Here is a 24,645-nt window from a genome sequence, read left to right on the forward strand (position 1 = left end):
GGCGGCTGGCCTCAGGCAAAAAAGCCGTGCAAATACCAGGCGCGCTGCCGCGCGCCCTCGGGCGTCGCGCCCAGGCGCTCGCTGTATATCCAGAGCAGGCCGCCCTGCTGGGTCCGGTAAATGAAGTAGTCGCGCAGCGCCCACGGCTTTGCGCTGAGGCCGCTGAATGGCTGCTGGCGCGCGGCCTCGCTGCCCGCCAGCAGCCATTCGGCGGCCTCCAGGCGCTGCGGCCCGGCCAGGCGGCGCAGCGGGCCCTGGTAAACCGGGTTGTTGCCGGCGGCGGCCAGCTTGATCGGTTCGGGCAGCAGCCAGGCCGGGTACAGGGCTTCGGTCCTGGCCTCCGGGGGCGTGCTGCTGGAAGCTGCCTTGGAACCCTTTGAAGGCGTGCGGCCGGGCCGGGCGGGAACAAGCTGCGCGCTGATCGATGCAATCATGCCCCTGGCCGGCACCCAGCGCTGCATCAGCTCGGGCCTGTGGTCGGCGCAAGGCTGCCAGGCCCGCACCCGCGCATCGCCCAGGCGGGCGCTCAGGCGCTCGACCAGTTCCACCACGCTGTCGCCCTGTTGGCGCGCCTCCATCAGCAGGCTTCCGGTGGCGGCGGCCGCGTCGGCCAGCAGCTCGGTGGCCAGCGATTGCAACGTCAGACTGTGCACGGGCGCGGGCAGCTTTTGCTGCGCCAGGTGCTCGGCGATCAGGCGCGCCACATGGCGCAGGTCTTGCGCGGGCTGGGCCGTGCGCACTTCGAGCTCGCCCGTGGGCGGCACGTCGCGGCGCTTGTCCAGGTGCCAGGTGATTTTCAGCGCGCTCAGCCCGCTTTGCCGGCCCAGCAGCCAGGCGTGCAATTGCACCAGCAGCCGTTCCACACCGGCCATCAGCGCGGGAGCGTGGGTCACCAGCGCGTTGAGTTCGAGTTTTTCCTCGAAGTGCTCGGGCAACAGCAGCCACTCGTAGTCGTCGGGTGCACTGCCGCGGGCGCGGTCCAGCGCCTGCAGCAGTTCCGCGCCGAAGCGCCGCGCCACGCCATCGCGCGGCAGGCGCAGCAGGTCGTCCCAGGTACGGCAGCCTATGCGCTCGAGCACGCCCAGGTGCGGGCAGGCGGCCGTCAGCGTGTGCATGGGCAGCTCGGCCACGCGTTTTTTGACGGCGGCCCCACCCTCGCCCAGCACACGCAAGCGGCCCAGCGCGATCAGCGAAGTCGCGCCCTGCGCGCGCTGGACTTCGGCCCGCAGCCCGTTCTCGCCCAAAAAAACCTCCAGGCGCTGCACCAGCAGCTGCATCAGCCGCGCCAGCCCGCCAAAGAGGCGCAGGCTGGCCGTCACGTCCATCAGCACGGCTTCGTCGACCAGCGCCACGCGCGGCGTCAGGCCCAGCGCCAGGCTGGCCGCCGCCTGCTGCAGCATGGCGGCATCCATGGGGCAAGCCGGCTGGCCCGCCTCAGTGGTGGTCGAGATGCGCAATGCGATCCAGCAGCGCATGGATGGGACTCTGAGGTGAGTTGAGAGGAAGAGCCACGCGCGACGGCAGCAGCAAGGGCGCCAGGACGCCGGCTTCCTCGCGCTGGCGCCGCGCCCTTTCGCGGCTGGCTGCCAGCAATGCGGCCAGACGGGCCGGCCGGGTGTCCAGCAGCAGCGGCGCGGCCAGCGGCGGGCCGCGCCGCTTGAACACATCGACCCGCAAGGTGCCCGCCTCCTGGGCCGCGCCCTCCAGCCGCAAACGCAGCGGCGCGGGCGAGGACTCCTGTTGCGCCCGCAGGGGCCGGAACACAAACAGCAGCTTGTGGTGCGCATGGGCGGCGATCTGCAGGCGGCGCAGGTGGGCGCTGCGCGCATCGGGCAGCCAAGCCAGCACGCTGTGCACGTCGGCGCATTGCAGGGCTTCGCGCGTGGCCCACAGCAGCGAGGGCGCATCGCCGGGCTGGCCGTCTATGCTGAGCAGACGCCGCATGTCCAGGGACCGCGCGCCCAGCGCCGGGCCGAATGGCAACCAGGGCGCGCCCACCAGCACCGTCAATTCACGGCCCTGGGCCTGCAAGGCTGCCAGCGCCGGCGCCACCAAACCCCATTCATGTACACCGGCCTGGGGCTGCAAGAGCTCGATCAAGGCCCCGCGCGGCCAGCCACCGCCGGGCAACACGGCGTCCAGCGCCGCATAGCCCGTGGCGACGGTTTGCACACTCGCGCCGCCAAGCTCGCCGGCGCGCCAGACATGGGCGTTGGCGAAGTCCGGCAAGGCGCGGGCTGCGGGGATTGGCGAAAGCATGGCGGGAGGTCAAGTCAAGGCAAAATACTGTACATGCATACAGTACCATGAAACCCATCCCGTGTCAGCCCTAAAACCAAGTTCCCATGTCGGACGTCGAGATGGGATGCACCGGCCTTGGCATTGCTCTACACCGCCACCAAGTGCCCTTGGCCCAATTCCTTCAAAGTCTTTACGCCAAGAAGTGCCATGTCCCTGTGAACTTCGTCCCTCAGCAGCCCGATAGCATGGCTGACACCTGCCTGGCCACCCACTGCGGCGGCATAGGCCATGGGGCGCCCCACGAATACATGGTCGGCCCCGAGCGCCAGTGCTTTCAAGACATCAGTGCCGCGGCGGATACCGCTGTCGACCATCAACGCCATACCCCCCTTCACCTTGGCAGCCTCTTGAAGCACCAGCATCGGGGGCACGGTTCCATCCAGCTGGCGTCCTCCGTGGTTGGACAGGATCACACCGTCAGCCCCCGCCTGCTCCGCGCGCTGGACATCGGCCGCGGACGTCAAGCCTTTGATGACCAGCTTGCCCCGCCAATGCCGGCGGATCAGCGCCAGGTGTTCCCAGTTCAGGTGGTCGCGCATGCCAAATTGCCGGACGACGTTGCCGGAGATGATGGGCGCGCCGCGCCCTGTCCCCGCATTCTCGAAGTGGGGCATTCCATGCTCGACCAGAGTGCGGACCAGGGTGCCCACAAGCCAGCGTGGGCGTACCATGCCGTCCCAGGCCAGGCGCAGGCTTGGCCGCAGAGGTGTGGAGAAGCCGGCGCGGACGTTGTTTTCCCGATTCGCCAGCGTCGCCGTGTCCACCGTCACCACCAGGGTCTTGAAACCGGCCGCCTCCACGCGATTCACCAGTCCTTCGATGTGCCCGGCCTCTCCCGGAATGTAGGCCTGAAACCAGCCGCAGGTGGGGGCGGCTTGCGCCACGCGTTCCATGCGGGTCAGTGCCGCGCCGCTCAGGACAAAAGGGATGCCAGCAGCTTCGGCGGCGCGGGCGATCGCCACATCGCCATCGAAGGCAAACAGCGCACAAAGGCCCATAGGTGCCACACCGAAGGGTGCGCTGTAGTTCTGGCCCATCAACGTGGTGTGCTGTTCGCGCGATGAGACATTCACCAACACATTGGTGCGGAACATCCATTTCCTGAACGCCGCACCGTTCGCCCGCAACGTCACGTTGTCTTCAACACCGCCTTGCAGGTAGCCGAAGATCGGACGAGGCAGGACGCGGCGTGCCGCGGGCTCCAGGTCACCCAGCGAAAGAATGCTTCGAAGCCGGGAAGGCAGCTCGCGCCGGGCGTTCGGTGCGAGGCCCAACTGCTGTCGATGTGGAGTTGTTGTCATCGGAATTCCTTCGGATGCCTGCAGCGATCCAGGCCTGCGTGAATTGGAATCCAGACGACAGGTGACGGGCAATGGGTTACGCAATGCGTAACATCATGGATGCCATGTAGCGCGCAGTGCCGTCGTTGAAACACCGCCCAACGCCAAGCCCAGTTGCCGCGCGGCGGCCATGGTGACGGGAGCCAGCCCTCGGAGAACGGCCGGTGTCAATCGCTCGACAGGCCCCGAGGTGCTGACGGCCCCGAGTACCGTGCCCTTTTCGCCGCGTACGGCGGCGGCCACGGCGGCCGCGCCTGTTGAGCGTTCTGCGCGCGCCCAGTGGTGGCCGCGCCGGCGAATACGTTCGTAGAGGTCGCCGGGCTCACCAAGGGCCGCCAGAATTGCCCGGCCCGGCGCTCCCAGCTCCAGGGGCAGCAGTTCGCCGGAGCGGGGATGGTCGGGCCTGGCATTGGGGCCGTCGCAACGCATCAGGCAGCTGCGAAGATTACCTTCGTGGATGTAGAAAGAAGCACTTTCACCGGTGTCCGCGGCCAGCCGAACCAGGATGGGTTCGATGACGGATCCGACGTCGAATTGAGCCTGGTAGCGCGAGCCCAGCCATCCGGCCGCGGGCCCCAGTCGCCATGCACCGTCGTCGCGCTGTACCATGAAGCGGGACAGCGCAAGCGTGCGCGCCAGCCGCAGGGCGGTGGGCTTGTGCATGCCGGTGCGGCGCGCCAGTTCCGTCAGCGACAGGAACACCTTGTCGCCATCGTCGAAGGCCTTGAGCAAGGACATGGCCCGGACAACCGCGTGGACATGGTCCCGTCCCGGGGCCTGCTCGATGTCCGCGGGGCCTCTTGAAGAAGAACGCTTCGGAGTCGAGGCACCAGTGCTCGGTGCGGATGCTCTAGGGGCCATGGGTGAGGATGATTGTTACGCAGAGCGTAACACGTTGTTTTTGCTTCCACGCCGAACCATGATGCCCGCATTCAAACACCTGGAGCGAGACAAGACCATGCCGATTCCCATGAACTCCGGCCGCCGCCGCCTTCTCGGCGCGGCCACACTATTGCCTTTCGCTGCCAAGGCGCAGGACGACTACCCGAGCAAACCCATCCGGATGATCATTCCGTTCGCGGCGGGAGGCGCAACCGATGTGCTGGGACGCGATCTTGGACAGGCCATGGCGCCCAGCCTCGGGAAAGCCTTTGTGATCGAGAACATCGGCGGCGGTGCCGGGGTCCCGGCGCTCAATGCGGTGGCGCGCTCGGCAGCCGACGGTTACACCGTGCTGTTTTGTGCCTCCGGCAACATCACTGCGCAGCCCTTGCTGAGCAAGAACCGTGTGGACATCCTCACCCAGGTCACGCCCGTGGGCATGATCGCTTCGGCGCCCCATGTGCTGGTGGTGAGTGCGAAGGCGCCCTTCAAATCCGTCGCAGAGCTGATTGCCTATGCCAAGGCCCACCCGGGCGAGGTGAATTTCGCTTCCGCAGGCATAGGCGGCCTCGCCCATCTGGGGACGGAGCTGTTCGCGCGAAGCGCCGGCATCCAGGTGACGCATGTCCCTTACAAGGGCGCGGCCCAGGTCATGACCGACCTCATTTCCGGCCAGGTGCAGGCCATCTTCGGGACCATGCCCTCATTCACCGCCATGATTGAAAAGGGCGCGATCCGGGGCATAGGGATCACTGCCCCCAGCAAGTCCAGCCCGCTCAAAGGACTGCCTTTGATTTCGCAGGCTGTGCCCGGGTTTGCCTACAGTTCCTGGAACGCCATTTTTGCGCCCGCGCGCACACCTGCGCTTGTGACCAACAAGCTCTTTGCGGCGATGCAGGCTGCAGCCAGGAACCCCGCATTGCTCCAGCGCTTCGATGAGCAAGGGGTGGACATTGCGATGTCCGGGCCGGATGAGATGCGCACCCTTGTGCGCAAAGAATCGGCCATCTGGGAGAAAGTGATCCGTGACGCGCGAATTGAGCTGAACTAGAGAGTTGCTAACTGCATTTGCGCACAGAAAATCGATACCGACCGGGAAAACTTAACGCTTGCGCGCCAGGCGAGCCACCAGCAACAAGCCCACCAGCGTGATCACCACAAAGCAGATGAAAGACCAGTTGGCGATCGAGCCGCCCAGAAAGGTCCAGTCAATCTTGGTGCAGTCACCGCTGCCCTTGAAGATCATGGGAATGGCGCGCTTGAGCGGGAAGGTCTCGATCATTCCGTAAAAATCGCGGCCGCAGGAGGCGATCTCCGGCGGGTACCACTGCAAAAAACTCTGGCGCGCCGCGACAAAAGCGCCGAAACCGGCCAGCAGCACCATCAGGCCCGAACCGGCCATCAAAAGGCCGCGGCTTTTGGCGATGGCCGTCACGCCCGCCACCAGCGCCACCAGCACCAGCGCGTAACGCTGCACGATGCACATGGGGCACGGCTCCAGGCCTACCACATGCTGCAGGTAAAGGCCAAAAGCCAGCATGGCCACACAGGCCGCGGCCACCAGCACCAGCACGCGGCGCGGCATGGCATCGAAATAGGTCAAAAACATCAGGGTCCCTCTTTTTCTGGGTGGATTATGAATGGTCCAGGGGTTCGGGCGTTTGGACCGGCATAAGTTCCCGACTGCAATTCATGGCGCGCGGATTTTTCGCCCTCTTTCAAGCGTACAGGCCCGTATTTGTCCTACAGATGGGCCGCTGCGGCGGGCGTAGATTTTCGGGATCATCCACTTCCGCAAGCCGCGGCAAGCGGCTTGCCACGAAACAGAAAGGACCCCAAGATGGAATTCCACCGCGGCCGCCTCGTCGACCACATCCACCTGCGCGCCCATGACCTGGCGGCCAGCAAGCGCTTTTACCGCGCCGTGCTGCAGTCGCTGGGCAAGGCCGGCGCCATCCAGGAAGCCGACAGCCATTTCTCGGCCGACGAGCTGTGGATAGACCAGGCCGACGGCGCGACCTCGCACGTCCACCTGGCGTTCCAGGCCAAAGACCAGGCGGCCGTCAAAGCCTTTTATGAAGCGGCGCTGGCCGCGGGCGGCACCGACAACGGCGCGCCGGGCGAGCGAAAATACCACCCGGGCTACTACGGCGCCTTTGTGCTGGATCCGGACGGCAACAACATCGAGGCGGTCTACCATGGGCCTTTTGTGGCTTCGGCCGAGTCGGTGGTGATCAAGCCTGCCGGCTAGGCAGAGCCTGGGATTTCAACGCGAAGCCTTCGCCTCAAGGAGCCGGCATGTGCCGCAACATCAAGACCTTGTTCAACTTCGAGCCGCCCGCCACCGAGCTGGAAATCCGTGACGCCTCGTTGCAGTTTGTGAGAAAGCTCAGCGGCTTCAACGTGCCGTCCAAGGCCAATGAGGCCGCGTTTGACCGTGCGGTGGAAGAGGTTGCGGCCTCTGCGCGGATTCTCATCCGCACATTGGTCACCAACGCCGAACCGCGCAACCGGGAGGTGGAAGCCGAACGGGCACGGGCCAGGTCGGCACTGAGGTTTGGCACGAGCCAATCAACGGGGAACTGACCCTCGGGTCCCTTCCCCGGCCTCCACAAACACCCTCGCCTTGCGCGGCGTCACCACCAGCATGTCGCCTTCGCGCAGGCCCATGTCCTGGAACTGCTGCGAGGGCATCTGGGCTTCGATGATGGCGTCGCCCGGGACATTGCCTTTTTGCTCGTAGCCCTCGGCGGGGACCAGTTCCAGCCGCGCGATGGGGCCTATGACGATGGCGCGCTCCAGGTGGGCGACGATGCCTTCGGCGCCGGGCGCATAGCGCTGCACGTCCAGGTCGTGCGGGCGCACATAGGCAAAGGCCTTGGCGTCCTGCGCGCCGGCATGTTCCGGTGAATTAAGGCGCAGGCCCTCGAGCTGCACCTCGCCCTCGTGGGCACGGCCGTGGAACAAATTGACGTCGCCCAGGAAGCCGTAGACGAACGGGCTGGCCGGGTGGTCCCAGACCTGCTGGGGCGAGCCTATCTGCTCGACCTTGCCGGCGTTCATCAGCACCACACGGTCGGCCACTTCCAGGGCCTCTTCCTGGTCGTGCGTCACAAAAATACTGGTCACGTGCAGGTCGTCGTGCAGGCGGCGCAGCCAGCGGCGCAGTTCCTTGCGTACCTTGGCGTCCAGCGCGCCGAAGGGCTCGTCGAGCAGCAGCACCTTGGGCTCCACCGCCAGCGCGCGTGCCAGGGCGATGCGCTGGCGCTGCCCGCCCGACAGCTGCGAGGGAAAGCGGTCGGCCAGCCAGTCGAGCTGCACCAGGTTGAGCAGCGAATGCACTTTTTCCTTGATCTGCGCCTCGCTAGGCCGCAGGCCACGCGGCTTGACGCGCAGGCCGAAGGCCACGTTCTCGAACACCGTCATGTGGCGGAACAGCGCGTAGTGCTGGAACACAAAACCCACCTGGCGCTCACGCACATGCACGTCGGTGGTGTCCTCACCGCTGAAAAGAATGCTGCCCCGGTCGGCGGTTTCCAGGCCGGCGATGATGCGCAGCAAGGTAGTCTTGCCGCAGCCCGAGGGGCCCAGCAAGGCAACCAGCTCGCCCGATTCAATGTCCAGGCTGACGTCGCCCAGGGCCTGGAAGTCGCCAAAATGTTTGCTGACGTTGCGGATTTCTATGCTCATGGTGTGTTCCTTTAGCGGGCGGCGACAGCGCCTGCAACAGCCCTCGGGCGTTCAGGCGGCAAATCTGCCGCGGCTTTCATGTCAGCTTCGTGGCGCCATTCGGCTACCGACTTGATGGCCAGCGTGACCAGCGCCAGGATGGCCAGCAGCGAGGCCACGGCAAACGCGGCCACCGACTGGTATTCGTTGTAGAGGATTTCGACGTGCAGCGGCAGCGTGTTGGTCTGCCCGCGTATGTGGCCGGATACCACCGACACCGCGCCGAACTCGCCCATGGCCCGCGCGTTGCACAAAATGACGCCGTAGATCAGGCCCCACTTGATGTTGGGCAGCGTGACATGCCAGAAGGTTTGCCAGCCGGTCGCGCCCAGCACGATGGCGGCCTGCTCCTCGTCATTGCCCTGGGCCTGCATCAGCGGGATCAGCTCGCGCGCGATGAAAGGAAAGGTCACGAACACGGTCGCCAGCACAATGCCGGGCACGGCAAAAATGATCTTGATGTCGTGCGCCAGCAGCCAGGGCCCGAACCAGCCCTGGGCACCGAAGATCAGCACATAAATCAGGCCGGCCACCACAGGCGAGACCGAAAACGGCAGGTCGACCAGCGTCGTCAAGACCGACTTGCCGCGGAACTCGTACTTGGCAATCGCCCAGGCGGCGGCCACGCCGAACACCAGGTTCAGCGGCACAGCGATCACGGCCGCGATCAAGGTCAGCTGGATGGCCGACCAGGCGTCGGGCTCGCGCAGCGCGGCCAGGTAGGCGCCAAAGCCTTTTCGCAAGGCCTCGGTAAACACGGCCGCCAGCGGCAGCACCAGGAACAGCAGCACAAACAGCAGCGCCACGGTGGTCAGCGTGTAGCGGACCCAGGGGGCCTCGGTGGTGCCAGCGCGAACGCGGCGATTGGCTTGGGTGCTCATGCTGGGGCCCCTGCGTTGCGGCGCTGCCAGGCCTGCAAGCCGTTGATGACCAGCAGCAGCACAAAGGACACCAGCAGCATCACCACGGCCACGGCGGTGGCGCCGGCATAGTCGTACTGCTCGAGCTTGCCGATGATGATGAGTGGCGTGATCTCGGAAATCATGGGCATGTTGCCGGCGATAAAGATGACCGAGCCGTATTCGCCGATCGCGCGCGCAAAAGCCATGGCAAAGCCGGTCAGCAAGGCCGGCGTGATGTGCGGCAAGATCACTTTGGTGAAAATCTGCAGGCGCGTGGCACCCAGCGAGGTCGCGGCTTCCTCAAGCTCTTTCTCGGCGTCTTCCAGCACCGGCTGCACCGTGCGCACCACAAACGGCAGGCCGATAAAGATCAGCGCGATCACCACGCCGGCCGGCGTAAAGGCCAGCTTGATGCCCATGGGCTCCAGGTACTGGCCTATCCAGCCGTTGCCGGCCAGCAAGGCCGTCAGCGAAATGCCGGCCACGGCCGTGGGCAGCGCGAAAGGCAAATCGACCAGCGCGTCGACAATCTTTTTGCCCGCGAACTTGTAGCGCACCAGCACCCAGGCCAGCAGCAGGCCAAAGACCAGATTGACCAGCGCGGCGACCAGCGAGGCACCGAAGGTAAGCCGGTAAGAGGCCAGCACGCGCGGCGAGGTCACCGCGGTGACGAACTGCTCCCAGCTCATCGTGAAGGTCTTGAAGAACAGCGCCGAGATCGGGATCAGCACGATCAGGCTCAGGTACAGCACCGTATAGCCCAGCGTGAGCCGAAAGCCCGGCAGCACGCGCCTGGCGGCCCTTTTGCCACCCGCAGGGATGCCCGGCGCCACCGCGGAAGGCGGCGCCACAGAAGACAAGGCAGTCATGGCTTGGCTTACTTGACGGTGTAGAGCTTGTCGAACTGCCCGCCGTCGTTGAAGTGCACTTTTTGCGCTTCAACGAGGCTGCCGAACACGTCCTGCACCGTGAACAGCTGCAGCGGCTTGAAGGTGCTCGCGTATTTCTTGAGCACGGCCTGCGAGCGCGGGCGCAGCGCATGGCGCGCGGCGATTTCCTGGCCCTCGTCCGAATAGAGGTAATTGAGGTAGGCCTTGGCGAGGTCCGCCGTACCCTTCTTGGCGACGGTGCGCTCCACCACCGCCACCGGGTTTTCCGCCAGGATGCTGATGGACGGGTACACCGCGTCCACCTTGCCCTCGCCGAACTCCCGGTTCACCGACAACACTTCGGACTCAAAGGTGATCAGCACGTCACCGATGTTGCGCTGCAGGAAGACGGTGGTCGCATCGCGCCCGCCCTTGCCCAGCACCGGCACGTTTTTGTAGAGCTTGCCGACGAACTCTGCGGCCTGCGCGTCGGTGCCGCCCTTCTTCTTGGCATAACCCCAGGCCGCCAGATAGGCGTAGCGGCCGTTGCCGCCGGTCTTGGGGTTCACCACGACGACCTGGATGCCGGGCTTGACCAGGTCATCCCAGTCCTTGATGCCCTTGGGATTGCCGTTGCGCACCAGGAACAGCATGGTCGAGGTGGTGGGCGAGGCGTTGTCCGGGAATTTTTTCACCCAGTCCTTGGCGACCACACCGGCATTGGCCAGGAAGTCCACATCGGTCGAGGTGTTCATGGTGACCACATCGGCGTCCAGGCCGTCGGCCACCGAACGCGCAATGGCGCTGGAACCGCCGTGCGACTGGTCCACTTTGACGTCCTTGCCGATGGTCTTTTTGTAGTGGGCGATAAAGGCCGCGTTGTAGTCCTTGTAGAACTCGCGCGCCACGTCGTAAGAGCCGTTGAGCAGCGTTTGCGCCGAAGTCATACCGCTCGTTGCCAAAGCCAGGGCGGCAAGAGCGATTTTGAATTGTGGGGAAGTCATGCCGTTTCCAGGGATCCGAAAGAAGAAGAGGAAGAAGTTCGCGGAGAAGAAAAATCAAGTCGCGGCGCCGAAAGCGAAGCATCGCCGGCCAGCGACTGCAGCAGGGCAATGCCCAGCGGCCATTCGCCGTGGCCCGATTCGATGTTGATGTGGCCCGCATCCTGCAGGCGCACAAACTCGCTGCCCCAGGCGCGGGCATAGGCGCCGGCCAGGCGCACCGGACAGAAAGGGTCGTTGCTGCTGGCCACCAGCACGCTGCGGTAAGGCAGCTTCTGGTAAGGCACGGGGGCGAAATCGCTCAAGACAGCGCGGCGTTCCGGGTCGGCCGGCGCCACCAGCAAGGCGCCCTGTATGCGTTCGGCCGCCTCGGGCGGCAAATGCGCCGTCGCGATGCAGCCCAGGCTGTGCGCCACCACCACCACCGGCTCGTTCTGCAGCAGGATGGTGTTGGCCAGCGATGCCACCCAGGCCTTGCGCGAAGGCGTGATCCAGTCGTCCTGCCGCACACGCACCGCATTGCTCAGGCGCTCGGCCCACAGGCTTTGCCAGTGGCCGGGGCCGGAGTCGCGCCAGCCGGGGACGATGATGAAGCGCACGCTGCGTGAACCCGTGTGTCTTATTTGTTCGGTTGCGGCGTGACGCGCAGGTAAGGCTTGATGGCCTTGAATCCCTTGGGGAAGCGCTGGGCGATTTCGGCCGGGTCCTGCAGACTGGGCACGATGATCACGTCGTCGCCGTCCTTCCAGTTCACCGGCGTGGCCACCTTGTAGCCATCGGTCAGCTGCAGCGAGTCGATGACGCGCAGGATTTCGTCGAAATTGCGGCCCGTGCTCGCGGGATAGGTGAAGGTGGTGCGAATGGCCTTCTTCGGGTCGATGATGAACACGCTGCGCACAGTGGCCGTGGGGCCGGTGCTCAGGGCGTTCGGATGGATCATGTCGTAAAGCCCGGCCACCTTGCGGTCCGCATCGGCCAGGATGGGGAAATTCACCGTGGTGTTCTGCGTCTCGTTGATGTCGTTGACCCACTTGCTGTGGGAGTCCAGCGGATCGACGCTGACCGCGATGGGCTTGACATTGCGCTTGGCGAACTCGCCACTCAGCGCGGCCGTCTTGCCGAGTTCGGTGGTGCAGACGGGGGTGAAGTCGGCGGGGTGTGAAAACAGCACCACCCAGGAATCACCGGCCCATTCATGAAAGGAAATCTTGCCCGCAGTGGAGTCTTGCGTGAAGTCGGGGGCGGTGTCGCCGAGTCTGAGAGTGGCCATGGGTTGCTCCTTGAGGTTGCTTGATCAAAGCATTGTGGGGAGCAAGCGTTAAAACGCAAAAGAATATATTGCTCTTAATTTATCCGGATTTGTACATAACGAAGAGGCTTGAGCTGGGTCTTGCGCCAGCATGCGCGCCTCGCCCTCTGCTGAGGACTGCTGGCCGGGGTTGCCCGGCGGCAACTCACTTTTCTTTGCTTCGCCAAAGAAAAGTAAGCAAAAGAAAGGCGACCCTGGTGTCTGCGTCCCTCCGCTTCGCTGCGGGCAACCTGCGGTGCTCGGTTCAGGCGGGGTCTCGCTAAACTCGCTACGCTGCGCTTCGCTCAGACAACGCGATCCCTTATCCGCCTGAACCTGCGCTCCTCGGCGCATACACAAGGGGTGGGAACCAAAATACCGAATACCTGAAGAAACCAGGACACGCCTTGGCGTGTCCTGGTTTGTATTGGTATTGGTTTTTTTGTATTCGGACTTCCCCGTCCTGGCTGGGCCGAGGAGCGCAGAGACAAGCGGATCAGGGCTGGCGTTGTCTGAGCGAAGTGAAACGTAGCGAGTTTAGCCAGACCCCGCTTGGCTCGAGCACCGCAGGTTGCCCGTAGCGAAGCGGAGGGACCCAGACTGCGGGTCGCCTTTTCTTTGGTGACTTTCTTTTGGCGAAGCAAAAGAAAGTTACTGGCCGCCGGGCCACTCCCGGCCAGCAAGCCTCAGCAAAGACCCCAACCATTAGAACAATGAAGAACCAAAGCTGGCCTTTGAGGCCAAAACCTCAAGCCAAAGAATCCCCTCTCATCCTCTCCCCCAAAAAATCCAGAAAGCTCCTCACCGCCGGCACCTGCCCGCGCCGCGACGGGAACACCGCGTGCGCCACGCCGGAGGGAAGCGCCCAGCCCGGCAGCACGGGCACCAGCAGCTGGGCCTGCCGTTCGGCCGCGCTCATGGAGTCGGGTAAAAAACTCATGCCGGTGCCGGCCAGCACCGCGAGTTTCAGGGTCTGCAGGTCGTCGGCGACATAGCGCGGCTGGTGCTGCAGCACAAACTCCTTGCCGCCCGGCCCCAGCAGCCGCCAGGACGAGCGCCCGTCGGCCCAGGACATGGACACCGTGTCGAGCCTGAGCAGGTCTTCGGGCTTTTCGGGCCGGCCCTGGCGCTGCAGCAGGGCCGGGCTGGCCAGCAGCTGGCCGCCACTGGAGCCCAGGTTCTTGATCACCAGGCTGCCACTGTCTTCCAGCGTGGGGCGCACGCGCAGCGCGATGTCTATGCCCTCCTCCACCAGGTCGATCACGCGGTTGGTCACGCGCATGTCTATGCGCACCTGCGGGTACATCTCCATATAGCGCGGCACCAGGTAGCCCACCGAGCCCTGCGCCAGCGTCACCGGGCAGGTGATGCGCAAGGTGCCGCGCGGCTCGACCTGCATTTGCGCCACGGCTTCCGATGCGGCCAGGGCTTCGTCGCGCATGGCGCCGCAGTGGCGCAAATAGATTTCACCGACTTCCGTCAGCGAGAGCTTGCGTGTGGTGCGCTGCAAGAGCCGCACGCCCAGCCTGGACTCCAGCTCGGCCACGCGGCGTGACAAGCGTGACTTGGGCAGGCCCAGCGCCCGCCCGGCCGCAGCAAAGCCGCCGCGCTCCACCACCTCGGCGAAATACAGCATGTCATTGAGGTCTTGCATAAAACCGTCCTTTCTTCACGACCGGATTCGGCCCTCATTCCCGATTGATTGTCCCAAATACAGGACGATCTATCGCAATTTTACCGACTTATCAATCAATCGACCCATCCGCACAATCTATCCATGGCTGCGATTCAAGGTGAATACGGCCTGAAAACCCGATTCAACCACCACTCTGTTTAGGAACCCCATCATGAGCAAGCTTCTTCACATCGACTCCAGCATCCTGGGCGGCAACTCGGTTTCCCGCCAGCTCACCGCCCAAATCGTGGCTTCCTGGCGCGCCGGCCACCCCGGCACCGAAGTCAGCTACCTGGACCTGGCCGTCGACACGCCTTCCCACCTCTCGGCCGAATCGCTGGGTTTCCGCATGCCCGCCGGCAGCGACCTGAGCGAAGTGCAAAAGCGCGAAAACGCCGTGTCCGAAGCCCTGGTGACGCAATTCCTGGCAGCCGATGTGATCGTGGTGGGCGCGCCCCTGTACAACTTCGCCATCCCCAGCCAGCTCAAGGCCTGGATTGACCGCGTCGCCCAGGTCGGCCGCACCTTCAAGTACACCGAAAAAGGCCCCGTGGGCCTGGCCGGCGGCAAGACCGTGATCGTGGCTTCGGCCCGTGGCGGCGTCTATTCGACCAGCGAAGCCATGACCGCCCTGGAACACCAGGAGAGCTACCTCAAGGTGGTGTTCGGTTTCTTCGGCATCACCGACGTGCGTTTTGTGCGCGCCGAAGGCCTGGCCATGGGAGAAGCCGCCAAGGAGGCCGCCCTGGCTGCCGCGCAGATTGAGATCGTCACGCACACGCAGGCACCCGCCGCCAACCAGGACCGGGCCGCCGTCGCCGCCTGAACCCGGCGTTCCGCCTAGAAAAAAGCCCGCATCCGCGGGCTTTTTTTTATGGCGAGGTAATTACCAAATGACAAATCGATTGTTCACTTTGGGCCGGCGCGTCCCTATATTCAGCGCTGGCCCCGCCAAGGGGCACAGATCACAAAGGTAACGATGACAGCGACTTTGGCTCCCAGCGGGCAAGCGGCAACAGCGACAGCAGCGACGGCCGCCGCACCCTCCCCCTCCGTTCTTGAGATCCGCCCTTTTGACGCCCCGCTGGGCGCCGAGGTGCTGGGCCTGGATCTTTCCCAACCGCTTTCCACGGCCGACTTCAGCCGCATACACCGCGCCCACCTGGACCACCACGTGCTGGTATTCCGCGACCAGCGCATCACGCCGCGGCAGCATGTGGACTTCAGCCGCCGCTTCGGCCCGCTGCAAATCCATGTGCTCAAAAACTTCCAGCTGCAAAACCACCCGGAAATCCTGATCGTCTCCAACATCAAGGAAAACGGCGAACCCATAGGCCTGGGCGACGCCGGCCACTTCTGGCACTCCGACCTGTCGTACAAGGACAAACCCAGCCTGGGCTCGCTGCTGCACGCGCAGGAACTGCCCGCTGAAGGCGGCGACACCCTGTTCGCCAACCAGCACACCGCCTGGGACACCCTGCCCCTGGCCCTCAAGACCGCCGTGCAAGGCCTGCGCGCCGAACACACCTACCTCGCCAAATACGAAGAACTGCGCAGCCGCAGCCCCTGGCGGCCCAAGCTCACCCAGGAACAGGTCGACGAAGTCAAACCGGTGGTCCACCCGGTGGTACGCACCCACCCCGAAAACGGCCGCAAGGCCCTGTTCGTCAGCGAACATTTCACCACCCGCATCCTCGACATCCCCGAAGACGAAAGCAAAGCCCTGCTGGGCGAACTGTTTGAACACAGCGCCCGCCCTGAACTCATCTACCGCCACCAGTGGCAGCCGCACGACATGGTGTTCTGGGACAACCGCTCAGTCACCCACCTGGCAGCCGGCACCCCCGACCACCTGCGCCGCAAGCTGTACCGCACGACGATTGAGGGTGACGCGCCGTTTTGAGGCCTTGGGTATTCGGTTCCCGCCCCCGTATCCGTTCCCGCTTTCCCCGTCCTGGCTGGGCCGAGGAGCGCAGAGACAAGCGGATCAGGGCTGGCGTTGTTTGAGCGGAGTGAAACGCAGCGAGTTTAGCCAGACCCCGCTTGGCTCGAGCACCGCAGGTTGCCCCGCAGCGCAGCGGAGGGGACCCAGACTGCGGGTCGCCTTTTCTTTTGCTTACTTTTCTTTTGGCGAAGCAAAAGAAAAGTGAGTAGCTGCCGGGCTACCCCCGGCCAGCAAGCCTATGCAAAAAGCGCAAAGGCCCGAGCAAGACCGGCCACAACCCTCAGGCATGCTTCTTAACCCACCCCACATAAGCATCAACCCAGGTTTGCAAAAACTTACGGCTCCCCTCACTGAGGCTGCCATCAGCCTCGTACAAGCCTTCTTTGTTATGGATGAAAGCCTCAGGCTGCCCCAGCGTAGGTACATTCAGGTAAGCCAGGATATTGCGCAAATGCTGCTGCGAAAGCGCAGTCCCTATGGCCCCCACCGAAGCGCCAATCACACCGGCCGGCTTGCCGTCCCAGGCGCTCTGGCCGTAAGGGCGCGAGGCATGGTCAATCGCGTTTTTGAGCACGCCGGGAATCGAGCGGTTGTACTCGGGCGTGACAAACAGCAGGCCTTGCGCGGCCTTGATCTCGCCCTTGAGCCTGACCACCTGCGGGGCCGGGTTGCCGTCATCGTCCTGGTTGTAAGGCGGCAGGTCGTCGATGCGCACATGGGTAAAACTGAAGTCCGCGGGGAACAACTTCTCAAGCGCGCGGGCGAGCTTTTTGTTGAACGAGTCCTTGCGAATGCTGCCGACGACGACAGCAATGTTGAATTGGGCCATGAGGTTCTCCAGGAAGTGGTGGATGGGATGGGGATGAAAAAAAAGGGGAGCCTGAACGGCGCATACGCGTCAGGCCTCCCACTTTGTAAACCAATTCGGCAATCCCTGCTGTAGGACTCCAGGACACAAAACGTCCCAGACCTCATTCACCGCTCAGGCCGCGCGCCTTTGCCCGGCCAGGCGTTTGACCACCGCCACCAGCCGGTCTATTTCACCAAAGGTGTTGTAAAAGGCCAGCGAAGGCCGCACCGTGGTTTCCACGCCAAAGCGCCGCAGTATGGGCTGCGCGCAGTGGTGACCGGTGCGCACGGCGATGCCCTCTTCATTGAGCGCATGGCCGACTTCTTCTGTGCTGTAGCCGGCCAGCACAAAGGACATCACGCTGGCTTTGTCGGCCGCCGTGCCTATCAGGCGCACGCCGGCTATGGCGCCCAGCTCCCGCATGCCGTAGGCCAGCAGGTCGTGCTCATAACGCGCGATGTTTTCAATGCCGATGCGGTTCACATAGTCGATGGCCGCGCCCAGGCCCACGGCATCGGCAATATTGCCGGTGCCGGCTTCGAACTTGTTGGGAATCGGCTGGAACACGGTTTTTTCAAACGTCACGTCGGCGATCATGTTGCCGCCGCCCTGCCAGGGCGGCATGTCTTCCAGCACCTCGCGTTTGCCCCAGACCACGCCTATGCCGGTGGGGCCGAAAACCTTGTGGCCCGAGAACACAAAAAAGTCCGCGCCCAGCGCCTGCACGTCCACCCGCATGTGCGAGACCGACTGTGCGCCGTCGACCAGCGCCTTGGCGCCGGCACGGTGGGCCATTTCGACGATCTCTTTCACGGGCACCACGGTGCCCAGCGCATTGGAGACCTGGGTGACGGCCACGATCTTGGTGCGGTCGTTGAGCAGTTTTCGGTATTCGTCCAGCAGCACCTGGCCCGAATCGTCGACCGGGATGACACGCAGCTTGGCCCCCTTGGCGGCGGCCAACTGCTGCCAAGGCACGATGTTGGCGTGGTGCTCGAGGTTGCTGACGATGATCTCGTCGCCCTCGCCCACATGCTGGCCGCCCCAGCTCTTGGCCACCAGGTTGATGGCCTCGGTGGTGCCGCGCACAAAGATGACTTCGTTGACGTCGGGCGCGTTGATGAATTTTTTCACGCGTTCGCGCGCGCCCTCGTAGGCGTCGGTCGCGCGCGCGGCCAGCTCATGCGCCGCGCGGTGGATGTTGGAGTTCTCGTGTTCGTAGAAGTGCGAGATCCGGTCTATCACCGACTGCGGCTTGTGTGTGGTGGCGGCGTTGTCGAACCAGACCAGCTGCCGGCCGTTGACGCGCTCCTGCAGGATGGGAAAGTCGCGGCGCACGGCCTGCACGTCAAACGCCGGATGCGCCGGCTGGCCCGCGAGCGGCACCGTCGCATGCGGTGCGGGCTTGGCTAGCGTCACATAGCCGCTGGGCAGCACCACCGAATCGACGAAATAGAACTTCGGCTCGGCGGGTGCGGCGTCAAGGGAATGAGGGGCCTGCGCGGCTTGGGCCGGTGCGTAAGCAGATGGCACACCAGGCTGACTGAAAGGCAAGCTCGCCAGGCCGTCCAGGCTGGCATCATGCCCACCCGCACTGGGCTGGCCATGCCGGTCACCGAGAAAGTAAAACGGCGCGGCGCCGGCCGGCGGCTGCGCCGCAGCGGCGGCCTCGGGCACACCCAGCGCAGCGCCGCCAATGCGCGGCTCATACGCCGGCAGCACACTGACGGCCGTATCGGGCACACCGTTGCCCGCCACCGCATGCGGCAGCAAAGCCGGTGCACGATTGGCCAGCGAAGGCAGCTGCGCCGGTGAAGCCGGAAGCAGGTTGGCGCCGGGAACCTGCCCTTGCGGGATTGGCGTGCCCGGAACGCCCGGGCCAAAGCCCGCCGGGCTGGCCAGGGGCGAGCCCGGCGGCGCCAGGTGCAAAGGGCCCTGCACGCCCGGCACGGGCGAAGCAGGCAGCGTGGGCGCTTCGCCCGGCAAAGCCGCAAACAAGGCGGTGGCCATGCGAGAGAGCAGCGCCGTGTCGATCGGCGACTCAGGCTGCACGGCCTGGGGAGTGGAAGCGAGCATGTTCACCGCGCTTTATTTATAGGTGTCAGGGTAGTCGTGGTATTTGCCGATCTCCACGTCGTCCAGCACCGCCAGCGCGTCGGTGGTCAGCACCGCAAGCGAGCAATACAGCGAGATCAGGTAGGACGAGATGGCGTGGTTGTTGATGCCCATGAAGCGCACCGACAGGCCCGGGCTTTGTTCGCCCGGAAGGCCGGGCTGGAACAGGCCGACCACGCCCTGGCGCTTGTCGCCCACGCGCAGCAGCAGGATCTTGCTCTTGCCGTCGGCCACCGGCACCTTGTTGGAAGGGATCAGCGGAATGCCGCGCCAGGTGATGAACTGCGAGCCGAACAGGCTCACCGTGGGCGGCGGCGTGCCGCGGCGCGTGGCCTCGCGGCCGAAGGCGGCGATGGCCAGCGGGTGTGTGAGGAAAAACGCGGGCTCCTTCCAGACCTTGGCCAGCAGTTCGTCCAGGTCATCAGGCGTGGGCGCGCCGGTGAGCGGGAAGATGCGCTGCTCTTCCGCGACCTGCGCCAGCAGGCCGTAGTCGGGGTTGTTGATGAGCTCGCTTTCCTGGTTCTCCTTGATGGTCTCAATCGTCAGGCGCAGCTGCTCTTTGATCTGGTCGTGCGGGCTGCTGTAGAGGTCGGAGATGCGTGTATGCACGTCCAGCACGGTGCTGACGGCATTCAGGAAATACTCGCGTGGCGCTTCTTCGTAATCGACAAAAGTGCGCGGCAGCTGGTTTTCTTCCTCGCGCGCGGTGCACTTGACCTTGATGGACTCCGGGTTCTTCACCTTGTTGAGGCGGTAGATGCCGGCCTCCACAGGCACCCATTGCAGCAGATGGGTGAGCCAGCGCGGCGAGATGGTCTCGAGCTGCGCCGTGGTCTTGGTTGCATTGGCTAGTTGCCGCGCGGCGTTATCGCCGAGTGCGGTGGTTCCGCCCACTGTTGCCGACATGTAAAAACTCCCTCGTTAAAAAATGAAAAAAGAAAACCGCAAAAAAGAAGCAATGGGCTGCAGTGTCGAGGGCCTGTGGGCAGGCTTCAACATGCTATAGCCATCAAGTTGATGCCGCGCACCAGGTTGGCGTGGCTGATGGCCTCGCCGCGCGTGACCAGCGTGGACGGCGTGACGCCCAGCGCCACCGCGAGCTTTTCGACGGTGACAAGGGAAGCGATGGCCCTGCCTCGCTCTATCTCGCCGACATAGGATCGGTTCAGGTCCGAGCGCTCGGCCAGCCCTTCCTGCGACCAGCCCTGGGCTTCGCGCGACTGGCGCACCGCGATGCCGAAGCTTTCGACCAGCGCGGTCATATCAGCGCGCTCCCCAGGGCCTGAGGCGCGGCCTCCGCACCGGCCACCTCACGCGAGACAGCCTGCGTGACGTTGCCGCCCGCCGGCACGTCGTAGGTCAGCCAGACATTGCCGCCTATGACCGCACCCTTGCCCAGGGTCACCCGGCCCAGTATGGTGGCGCCGGCGTAGATCACCACGTCGTCTTCCACCACCGGGTGGCGCGGCAGGCCTTTTTGCAGCTTGCCGTCCAGGTCTTTCGGAAAACGCTTGGCGCCCAGCGTCACCGCCTGGTACAGGCGCACGCGCTGGCCGATCACGGCGGTCTCGCCAATGACGACGCCGGTGCCGTGGTCGATGAAAAAGCCCGCCCCTATCTGCGCACCCGGGTGGATGTCTATGCCGGTCTGCGCATGCGCGAGTTCGGCCACAATGCGCGCCAGCAGCGGCAGGCCCAGCCGGTACAGCTGGTGCGCCAGGCGGTGGTGGATCATGGCCAGCACACCCGGGTAGCACAGCAGCACTTCGTCCACGCTGCGCGCGGCTGGGTCGCCGTGATAGGCCGCCAGCACATCGCTGTCGAGCAGCTGGCGGATGGCCGGCAAGGCGATGGCAAAGCTGCGCGTGGCCTCCAGCGCTTCGGCCTCAACGTCGGCATCGCCCCGGCCCTGGTGGCGCGCGCTGTAGGTCAGTTCCAGCCGGACCTGCGCGAGCAGCCCGTGCAGCGCCGAGTCCAGCGTATGGCCGACATAAAAATCCTCGCTCTCCTGGCGCAGGTCGGGCGGGCCCAGCCGCATCGGAAAGAGCGCGCCCTTGAGCGCCTCGACCACTTCGGCTAGCGCGTCACGCGAGGGAAACTCGCGCCCGCCCGGCTCGCGTGAACGCTTTTGCGATTCACGCCAGCCCTGCCGCAGCGCATGCAGCTCTCCCACAATGTGGTTGACATCAAACACAGCCATCGCGGGACGCCTCAATCCTGGACCCAGGGCAGGCCCCGGAAACGCCAGCCATCGGCCACGCCGCGATGCTGCAGCGCATCGATCTCGCCTTCAAAGCCTTCGAGCACGTTGTAGACCTGCGTGAAGCCGGCCTTGGCGGCCGCCTCCGCCGCCAGCGCCGAGCGCTTGCCGCTGCGGCACAGCAAGAGCACCACGGCCTCCTTGCCGCCCACCCTGGCTTCCAGCTCGCGCACAAAACGCGGGTTGCGCGTCAGCGAGGTTCCCGTCGCCCAGGCCACGTGCAAGCTGTCCGGCACATGGCCGACAAACTTGCGCTCCTCGCCCGAGCGCACGTCCACCAGCAGGGCTTCGCCCGAAGAGAACAGCTGCCACGCGAGCTGCGGCGGCACACCCCCCGCATAAGGCAGGCCGGCCTGCTGGGCGGCCTCGCGCGCTTCTTCAAGGGCTTGGGGCAAAACCAGTTCGGATGTTTCTGAAGGCATCGTCGTTGTTTCCTCGGCAGTCGTTCAACACAGCCCGGATCAGCCGCCATTTCGATGGGGATGGCCAGCAGCCGGGGTCGATGAACCGAACTCTAGGTGCCGCAGCGCAAAACGCCAAAGAACAAAAACGAGATTCCTAAAACTGAAATCGTCCTTGGGCCTCTCGCCTGCGCCAAACCGTGCAGGCCCTGTAAGCCGATCACCAGCCAACTGTTGGAGAAGCAACAGCTGGCTGTCCAAATCCCGCGAAAACCGCCGAAATCGGCACTGAATCACTGGCATGGATGCTGCGTTGTGGAGCGCGTCAACCACTCACTCCTCACGCCATGAACATCACACGCTTACTCGGCCTTGCCGCTTTGTCTTTAGGCCTGCTGGCCACCCAGGGCCATGCCGCCCCGCCGCTGGAAAAAACCGAGATCCGCTACCAGGGCTGGGTCGGCCAGGTGACCTGGATAGAACTCGCCGAAGACCTGGGCTACCTCGCGCCGCTCAAGGCCAAGTGGGTGGGCAACACCATCAGCGGCCCGCAAGACATCCAGAGCGTGGTCACCGGCGATGTGGACTTCGGCGGCGCCTTCAACGGCGCAGTCGTCAAGCTGCTGGCCAAGAAGGCGCCCATCAAGGCGGTGCTGGGGTATTACGGCGTCGACGAAAACACCTACAGCGGCTACTACGTCAAGGAAGACAGCCCGATCAAGTCCGCGCGCGACCTGATAGGCAAAAAAATCGCCGTGAACACGCTGGGCGCGCACCACGAGTTCATGGTGCGCGAATACCTGGAGCGCGCCAAACTCAGCGAGGCCGAGGCCAAGCAGGTGACCCTGGTGGTGACGCCACCGGTGACCGGCGAGCAGGCGCTGCGCCAGGGACATGTGGAGGTCACCACACTGGGCGGCGTGCTGCGCGACAAGGCGCTGGAGCGCGGCGGCATACGCCCTCTCTTCACCGACCGCGCCCTGTACGGCAATTTCACCGCGGGCACCATCGTCCTGCACAACAAATTCATCGAACAGAACCCCAACACCACCCGCCACCTGGTGTCGGCGCTGGCGCGCTCCATCGAGTGGGCGCGCAACACACCGGTCGCCGAGGTGCGGGCGCGTTTCGTCAAGATCATTGAAGCGCGCAAACGCGCCGAGAGCGCCGACAGCATCCAGTACTGGAAGAGCACCGGCGTGGCGGGAACCGGCGGCGTGATCAAGGACGCCGAGCTGAAGATATGGATCGACTGGCTCGTCAAAGACGGCTTGCTCAAGCCCGGCCAGGTCAAGCCGGCAGACCTGTACACCAACGCCTTTAACCCTTACTTCACCAACGCCGACAAACTGGCGGCCGCCAAATGAGCGCCGCCAAGATCCGCTTTGAAAACGTCAGCAAGGAGTTCAGCGTGCGCGCCGACGATGACGGCGCCGCACGGCGCTTTGTCGCGGTGCACGATGTCACGCTGGACGTGAAGCCCGGCGAATTCCTGGTGCTGGTCGGGCCCAGCGGCTGCGGCAAATCCACGCTGCTGGACCTGCTGGCCGGCCTGGCCCTGCCCACCAGCGGCCGCGTGCTGATAGACGGCCAGCCCGTGGCCGGCCCGGCACGCGACCGCGGCGTGGTATTCCAGCAATACGCCCTCTTCCCCTGGCTCAGCGCGCTGGACAACGTGGCCTTCGGGCTGGAAGTCGCGGGCCAGGGCAAGCGCGCCCGGCGCGAGAAGGCCGCGCACTACCTGGAACTGGTGGGCCTCACGGACTTCGCCAACCGCTTTCCGCACGAACTCTCGGGCGGCATGAAGCAGCGTGTGGCCATCGCGCGCAGCCTGGCCTACGAACCCCAGGTGCTGCTGATGGACGAGCCTTTTGCCGCGCTGGACGCGCAGACGCGTGAAACGCTGCAGGAAGAACTCGTGGAGATCTGGCAGCGCACCGGCAAGACGATTGTGTTCATCACCCACGGCATCGACGAAGCCGTGGTGCTGGGCCAGCGCGTGGCGGTGATGACCACGCGCCCCGGCCGGATCAAGCAGGTCGTGGACATCCCCGACTCTCTGCGGGCCGGCACCCAGGACGTGCGCTCGCTGCCGCTGTTCGGCGAGTTGCGCCACGAGATCTGGTCGCTGCTGCATGACGAGGTCGCCTCGGCGCGCCAGGAGCGCCGTGCGCGCATCGCCTCCCAGCCTCAAATCAAGGAAACCACCCATGTCTGACATTGCCCTGAACCCGGTCACCCATGCAGCGCAGCCGGCGCAAGCATCGCTGGCCCTGAAAACACCGCCGGTGTGGCTACGGCTCTACCACCAGCTCGCCAACGCCACCTGGCGTTCCGGCCTGGTCGTGGCGCTGGCCCTGCTCTGGGAACTGGCGCCGCGCCTGGGCCTGACCGACCCCACCTTTTTGCCGCCGCTGACCGAGGTGCTGGCCGCCGGCTGGGCGCTGGCGCTGAACGGCCAGCTCTGGGAACATACCTCCATCAGCCTGGCGCGCTCGCTGGGCGGCTTGTTGCTGTCCATCGTGCTGGCCATCCCGCTGGGCCTGGCCATAGGCTGGTACCAGCGCCTGGGCAATGCCCTGAATCCACTCATCGAGCTGCTGCGCAATACCGCGCCGCTGGCCCTGCTGCCGGTGTTCCTGCTGTTGCTGGGCATAGGCGAAGTGTCCAAGCTCTCCATCGTGGTCTATGCCTGCGCCTGGCCGCTGCTGCTCAACACCATCTCGGCGGTGCGCCAGGTCGACCCGCTGCTGGTGAAATCGGCGCGCACCATGGGGGCTTCATCGCGCCAGCTCTTCCTCAAAGTGATCCTGCCGGCGTCCGTTCCCACCATCTTTGTGGGCATACGCCTGGCCGCGGCCTCGGCCATGCTGGTACTGATCGCGGCCGAGATGGTGGGCGCCAAGGCCGGCCTGGGCTACCTGATCATCTACGCCCAGTTCAGCTTCCTGATCGCCGACATGTACTTCGGGATCATCGCCATCACCGCGATAGGCGTCACCGTGAACTTTGTACTCGAAAGACTGGAGCGCCACTTCACGGCCTGGAAGCCGGCTCCCGCCCGCCATTGACCCACCAAGCAGAAAG

Annotated in this window: 26 protein-coding genes; 8 read left to right on the forward strand and 18 right to left on the reverse strand. The window is 64.8% G+C overall.

From position 1 onward, the window contains the following. Positions 1-11 precede the first annotated feature (11 nt). From BLQ85_RS02430 to BLQ85_RS02445, 4 genes are all read right to left on the reverse strand, one after another. Entirely contained in the window at positions 12-1,475 is a 1,464-nt protein-coding gene (locus BLQ85_RS02430) for a Y-family DNA polymerase (RefSeq protein WP_074574474.1), read from the reverse strand. Further along, positions 1,435-2,259, reverse strand: coding sequence for a translesion DNA synthesis-associated protein ImuA (imuA, locus tag BLQ85_RS02435; protein WP_074574475.1), 825 nt, complete (start codon positions 2,257-2,259; stop codon positions 1,435-1,437). The genes BLQ85_RS02430 and imuA overlap by 41 nt, the downstream gene beginning before the upstream one ends. Positions 2,260-2,387: 128 nt before the next feature. After that, positions 2,388-3,602 (reverse strand): alpha-hydroxy acid oxidase, encoded by a 1,215-nt coding sequence (locus tag BLQ85_RS02440; RefSeq protein WP_074574477.1) that lies wholly within the window; start codon positions 3,600-3,602, stop codon positions 2,388-2,390. A gap of 93 nt (positions 3,603-3,695) precedes the next feature. Next, positions 3,696-4,379 (reverse strand): IclR family transcriptional regulator, encoded by a 684-nt coding sequence (locus BLQ85_RS02445; protein ID WP_254779657.1) that lies wholly within the window; start codon positions 4,377-4,379, stop codon positions 3,696-3,698. Positions 4,380-4,560: 181 nt separating this feature from the next. Here BLQ85_RS02445 and BLQ85_RS02450 point away from each other — a divergent pair, with 181 nt between their 5' ends. Continuing rightward, positions 4,561-5,574, forward strand: coding sequence for a Bug family tripartite tricarboxylate transporter substrate binding protein (locus BLQ85_RS02450; protein WP_254779659.1), 1,014 nt, complete (start codon positions 4,561-4,563; stop codon positions 5,572-5,574). 51 nt (positions 5,575-5,625) lie between these two features. Here BLQ85_RS02450 and BLQ85_RS02455 read toward each other — a convergent pair whose 3' ends face one another. Continuing rightward, positions 5,626-6,132 carry a disulfide bond formation protein B gene (locus BLQ85_RS02455; protein WP_074574481.1) on the reverse strand — a complete coding sequence of 169 codons (507 nt, stop codon included), beginning with the start codon at positions 6,130-6,132 and terminating at the stop codon, positions 5,626-5,628. A gap of 231 nt (positions 6,133-6,363) precedes the next feature. Here BLQ85_RS02455 and BLQ85_RS02460 point away from each other — a divergent pair, with 231 nt between their 5' ends. Together BLQ85_RS02460 and BLQ85_RS02465 are read left to right on the forward strand one after the other, a co-directional pair. After that, positions 6,364-6,774, forward strand: coding sequence for a VOC family protein (locus BLQ85_RS02460; RefSeq protein ID WP_007865284.1), 411 nt, complete (start codon positions 6,364-6,366; stop codon positions 6,772-6,774). A 47-nt stretch (positions 6,775-6,821) separates the two neighbouring features. Then, on the forward strand, positions 6,822-7,109 hold the full coding sequence (locus BLQ85_RS02465; RefSeq protein ID WP_074574483.1) for a DUF2277 domain-containing protein: 288 nt from the start codon (positions 6,822-6,824) through the stop codon (positions 7,107-7,109). Here the strand turns inward: BLQ85_RS02465 and BLQ85_RS02470 are convergent. The 7 genes from BLQ85_RS02470 to BLQ85_RS02500 form a co-directional block, all read right to left on the reverse strand. Continuing rightward, on the reverse strand, positions 7,095-8,213 hold the full coding sequence (locus BLQ85_RS02470) for a sulfate/molybdate ABC transporter ATP-binding protein (protein WP_074574484.1): 1,119 nt from the start codon (positions 8,211-8,213) through the stop codon (positions 7,095-7,097). The genes BLQ85_RS02465 and BLQ85_RS02470 overlap by 15 nt on opposite strands. A gap of 11 nt (positions 8,214-8,224) precedes the next feature. Continuing rightward, positions 8,225-9,133, reverse strand: a complete 909-nt coding sequence (gene cysW, locus BLQ85_RS02475) for a sulfate ABC transporter permease subunit CysW (protein WP_074574485.1) — start codon at positions 9,131-9,133, stop codon at positions 8,225-8,227. After that, entirely contained in the window at positions 9,130-10,023 is an 894-nt protein-coding gene (gene cysT / locus BLQ85_RS02480) for a sulfate ABC transporter permease subunit CysT (protein WP_074574487.1), read from the reverse strand. The genes cysW and cysT overlap by 4 nt, the downstream gene beginning before the upstream one ends. Before the next feature lie 8 nt (positions 10,024-10,031). Continuing rightward, positions 10,032-11,027, reverse strand: coding sequence for a sulfate ABC transporter substrate-binding protein (locus BLQ85_RS02485; protein ID WP_074574489.1), 996 nt, complete (start codon positions 11,025-11,027; stop codon positions 10,032-10,034). Then, positions 11,024-11,623: an RBBP9/YdeN family alpha/beta hydrolase gene (locus BLQ85_RS02490; RefSeq protein WP_074574490.1), complete on the reverse strand. Its 600-nt coding sequence runs from the start codon at positions 11,621-11,623 to the stop codon at positions 11,024-11,026. The genes BLQ85_RS02485 and BLQ85_RS02490 overlap by 4 nt, the downstream gene beginning before the upstream one ends. A gap of 20 nt (positions 11,624-11,643) precedes the next feature. Beyond that, a complete protein-coding gene (locus BLQ85_RS02495) occupies positions 11,644-12,294 on the reverse strand; it encodes a peroxiredoxin (protein ID WP_074574492.1) in 651 nt (216 codons plus the stop codon). 766 nt (positions 12,295-13,060) lie between these two features. Continuing rightward, complete coding sequence (locus BLQ85_RS02500; protein WP_074574494.1) at positions 13,061-13,966, reverse strand: LysR substrate-binding domain-containing protein; 906 nt, start codon at positions 13,964-13,966, stop codon at positions 13,061-13,063. Between the two features lie 193 nt (positions 13,967-14,159). On the opposite strand from BLQ85_RS02500, the gene BLQ85_RS02505 reads away from it, so the two are divergent. Together BLQ85_RS02505 and BLQ85_RS02510 are read left to right on the forward strand one after the other, a co-directional pair. Next, entirely contained in the window at positions 14,160-14,813 is a 654-nt protein-coding gene (locus BLQ85_RS02505) for an FMN-dependent NADH-azoreductase (protein ID WP_007873448.1), read from the forward strand. 153 nt (positions 14,814-14,966) lie between these two features. Continuing rightward, the gene (locus BLQ85_RS02510; protein WP_074574496.1) at positions 14,967-15,890 is read left to right on the forward strand and encodes a TauD/TfdA dioxygenase family protein; all 924 of its coding nucleotides are present in this window, start codon (positions 14,967-14,969) and stop codon (positions 15,888-15,890) included. A 322-nt stretch (positions 15,891-16,212) separates the two neighbouring features. Here BLQ85_RS02510 and BLQ85_RS02515 read toward each other — a convergent pair whose 3' ends face one another. The 6 genes from BLQ85_RS02515 to BLQ85_RS02540 form a co-directional block, all read right to left on the reverse strand. Then, on the reverse strand, positions 16,213-16,761 hold the full coding sequence (locus BLQ85_RS02515; RefSeq protein WP_074574498.1) for an NADPH-dependent FMN reductase: 549 nt from the start codon (positions 16,759-16,761) through the stop codon (positions 16,213-16,215). A 153-nt stretch (positions 16,762-16,914) separates the two neighbouring features. Beyond that, on the reverse strand, positions 16,915-18,858 hold the full coding sequence (locus BLQ85_RS02520; RefSeq protein WP_139200864.1) for a family 2A encapsulin nanocompartment cargo protein cysteine desulfurase: 1,944 nt from the start codon (positions 18,856-18,858) through the stop codon (positions 16,915-16,917). A 12-nt stretch (positions 18,859-18,870) separates the two neighbouring features. Further along, entirely contained in the window at positions 18,871-19,803 is a 933-nt protein-coding gene (locus tag BLQ85_RS02525) for a family 2A encapsulin nanocompartment shell protein (RefSeq protein WP_074574500.1), read from the reverse strand. Between the two features lie 86 nt (positions 19,804-19,889). Next, positions 19,890-20,159, reverse strand: coding sequence for a helix-turn-helix domain-containing protein (locus tag BLQ85_RS02530; protein ID WP_074574503.1), 270 nt, complete (start codon positions 20,157-20,159; stop codon positions 19,890-19,892). Continuing rightward, a complete protein-coding gene (gene epsC / locus BLQ85_RS02535) occupies positions 20,156-21,097 on the reverse strand; it encodes a serine O-acetyltransferase EpsC (RefSeq protein WP_074574505.1) in 942 nt (313 codons plus the stop codon). The genes BLQ85_RS02530 and epsC overlap by 4 nt, the downstream gene beginning before the upstream one ends. Positions 21,098-21,108: 11 nt before the next feature. Then, positions 21,109-21,579: a rhodanese-like domain-containing protein gene (locus BLQ85_RS02540; protein WP_074574508.1), complete on the reverse strand. Its 471-nt coding sequence runs from the start codon at positions 21,577-21,579 to the stop codon at positions 21,109-21,111. 326 nt (positions 21,580-21,905) lie between these two features. Between BLQ85_RS02540 and BLQ85_RS02545 the strand changes: the two genes are divergently transcribed. The 3 genes from BLQ85_RS02545 to BLQ85_RS02555 are packed head-to-tail and all read left to right on the forward strand — an operon-like array spanning position 21,906 to position 24,629. Then, positions 21,906-22,925, forward strand: a complete 1,020-nt coding sequence (locus tag BLQ85_RS02545) for an ABC transporter substrate-binding protein (protein WP_074574510.1) — start codon at positions 21,906-21,908, stop codon at positions 22,923-22,925. Beyond that, positions 22,922-23,776, forward strand: coding sequence for an ABC transporter ATP-binding protein (locus BLQ85_RS02550; protein WP_074574512.1), 855 nt, complete (start codon positions 22,922-22,924; stop codon positions 23,774-23,776). Before BLQ85_RS02545 ends, BLQ85_RS02550 begins: the two co-directional genes overlap by 4 nt. Next, on the forward strand, positions 23,769-24,629 hold the full coding sequence (locus tag BLQ85_RS02555; RefSeq protein WP_083336703.1) for an ABC transporter permease: 861 nt from the start codon (positions 23,769-23,771) through the stop codon (positions 24,627-24,629). The genes BLQ85_RS02550 and BLQ85_RS02555 overlap by 8 nt, the downstream gene beginning before the upstream one ends. The last annotated feature ends 16 nt before the right edge of the window (positions 24,630-24,645 follow it).

It is taken from the genome of Polaromonas sp. JS666, assembly GCF_900103405.1.
Taxonomy (GTDB): Bacteria; Pseudomonadota; Gammaproteobacteria; order Burkholderiales; family Burkholderiaceae_C; genus Polaromonas.

Excerpts from the sequence above, each read along its gene's own strand:
- BLQ85_RS02520 (WP_139200864.1), bottom strand. The coding sequence starts at position 18,858 with ATGCTCGCTTCCACTCCCCAGGCCGTGCAGCCTGAGTCGCCGATCGAC.
- BLQ85_RS02440 (WP_074574477.1), bottom strand. The coding sequence starts at position 3,602 with ATGACAACAACTCCACATCGACAGCAGTTGGGCCTCGCACCGAACGCC.
- BLQ85_RS02555 (WP_083336703.1), top strand. The coding sequence starts at position 23,769 with ATGTCTGACATTGCCCTGAACCCGGTCACCCATGCAGCGCAGCCGGCG.
- BLQ85_RS02455 (WP_074574481.1), bottom strand. The coding sequence starts at position 6,132 with ATGTTTTTGACCTATTTCGATGCCATGCCGCGCCGCGTGCTGGTGCTG.
- BLQ85_RS02445 (WP_254779657.1), bottom strand. The coding sequence starts at position 4,379 with ATGTCCTTGCTCAAGGCCTTCGACGATGGCGACAAGGTGTTCCTGTCG.
- BLQ85_RS02510 (WP_074574496.1), top strand. The coding sequence starts at position 14,967 with ATGACAGCGACTTTGGCTCCCAGCGGGCAAGCGGCAACAGCGACAGCA.
- BLQ85_RS02540 (WP_074574508.1), bottom strand. The coding sequence starts at position 21,579 with ATGCCTTCAGAAACATCCGAACTGGTTTTGCCCCAAGCCCTTGAAGAA.
- cysT (WP_074574487.1), bottom strand. The coding sequence starts at position 10,023 with ATGACTGCCTTGTCTTCTGTGGCGCCGCCTTCCGCGGTGGCGCCGGGC.
- BLQ85_RS02500 (WP_074574494.1), bottom strand. The coding sequence starts at position 13,966 with ATGCAAGACCTCAATGACATGCTGTATTTCGCCGAGGTGGTGGAGCGC.
- BLQ85_RS02545 (WP_074574510.1), top strand. The coding sequence starts at position 21,906 with ATGAACATCACACGCTTACTCGGCCTTGCCGCTTTGTCTTTAGGCCTG.
- BLQ85_RS02450 (WP_254779659.1), top strand. The coding sequence starts at position 4,561 with ATGATGCCCGCATTCAAACACCTGGAGCGAGACAAGACCATGCCGATT.
- BLQ85_RS02495 (WP_074574492.1), bottom strand. The coding sequence starts at position 12,294 with ATGGCCACTCTCAGACTCGGCGACACCGCCCCCGACTTCACGCAAGAC.
- BLQ85_RS02505 (WP_007873448.1), top strand. The coding sequence starts at position 14,160 with ATGAGCAAGCTTCTTCACATCGACTCCAGCATCCTGGGCGGCAACTCG.
- BLQ85_RS02460 (WP_007865284.1), top strand. The coding sequence starts at position 6,364 with ATGGAATTCCACCGCGGCCGCCTCGTCGACCACATCCACCTGCGCGCC.
- BLQ85_RS02525 (WP_074574500.1), bottom strand. The coding sequence starts at position 19,803 with ATGTCGGCAACAGTGGGCGGAACCACCGCACTCGGCGATAACGCCGCG.
- imuA (WP_074574475.1), bottom strand. The coding sequence starts at position 2,259 with ATGCTTTCGCCAATCCCCGCAGCCCGCGCCTTGCCGGACTTCGCCAAC.
- BLQ85_RS02470 (WP_074574484.1), bottom strand. The coding sequence starts at position 8,213 with ATGAGCATAGAAATCCGCAACGTCAGCAAACATTTTGGCGACTTCCAG.
- BLQ85_RS02485 (WP_074574489.1), bottom strand. The coding sequence starts at position 11,027 with ATGACTTCCCCACAATTCAAAATCGCTCTTGCCGCCCTGGCTTTGGCA.
- BLQ85_RS02465 (WP_074574483.1), top strand. The coding sequence starts at position 6,822 with ATGTGCCGCAACATCAAGACCTTGTTCAACTTCGAGCCGCCCGCCACC.
- cysW (WP_074574485.1), bottom strand. The coding sequence starts at position 9,133 with ATGAGCACCCAAGCCAATCGCCGCGTTCGCGCTGGCACCACCGAGGCC.
- BLQ85_RS02430 (WP_074574474.1), bottom strand. The coding sequence starts at position 1,475 with ATGCGCTGCTGGATCGCATTGCGCATCTCGACCACCACTGAGGCGGGC.
- epsC (WP_074574505.1), bottom strand. The coding sequence starts at position 21,097 with ATGGCTGTGTTTGATGTCAACCACATTGTGGGAGAGCTGCATGCGCTG.
- BLQ85_RS02550 (WP_074574512.1), top strand. The coding sequence starts at position 22,922 with ATGAGCGCCGCCAAGATCCGCTTTGAAAACGTCAGCAAGGAGTTCAGC.
- BLQ85_RS02530 (WP_074574503.1), bottom strand. The coding sequence starts at position 20,159 with ATGACCGCGCTGGTCGAAAGCTTCGGCATCGCGGTGCGCCAGTCGCGC.
- BLQ85_RS02515 (WP_074574498.1), bottom strand. The coding sequence starts at position 16,761 with ATGGCCCAATTCAACATTGCTGTCGTCGTCGGCAGCATTCGCAAGGAC.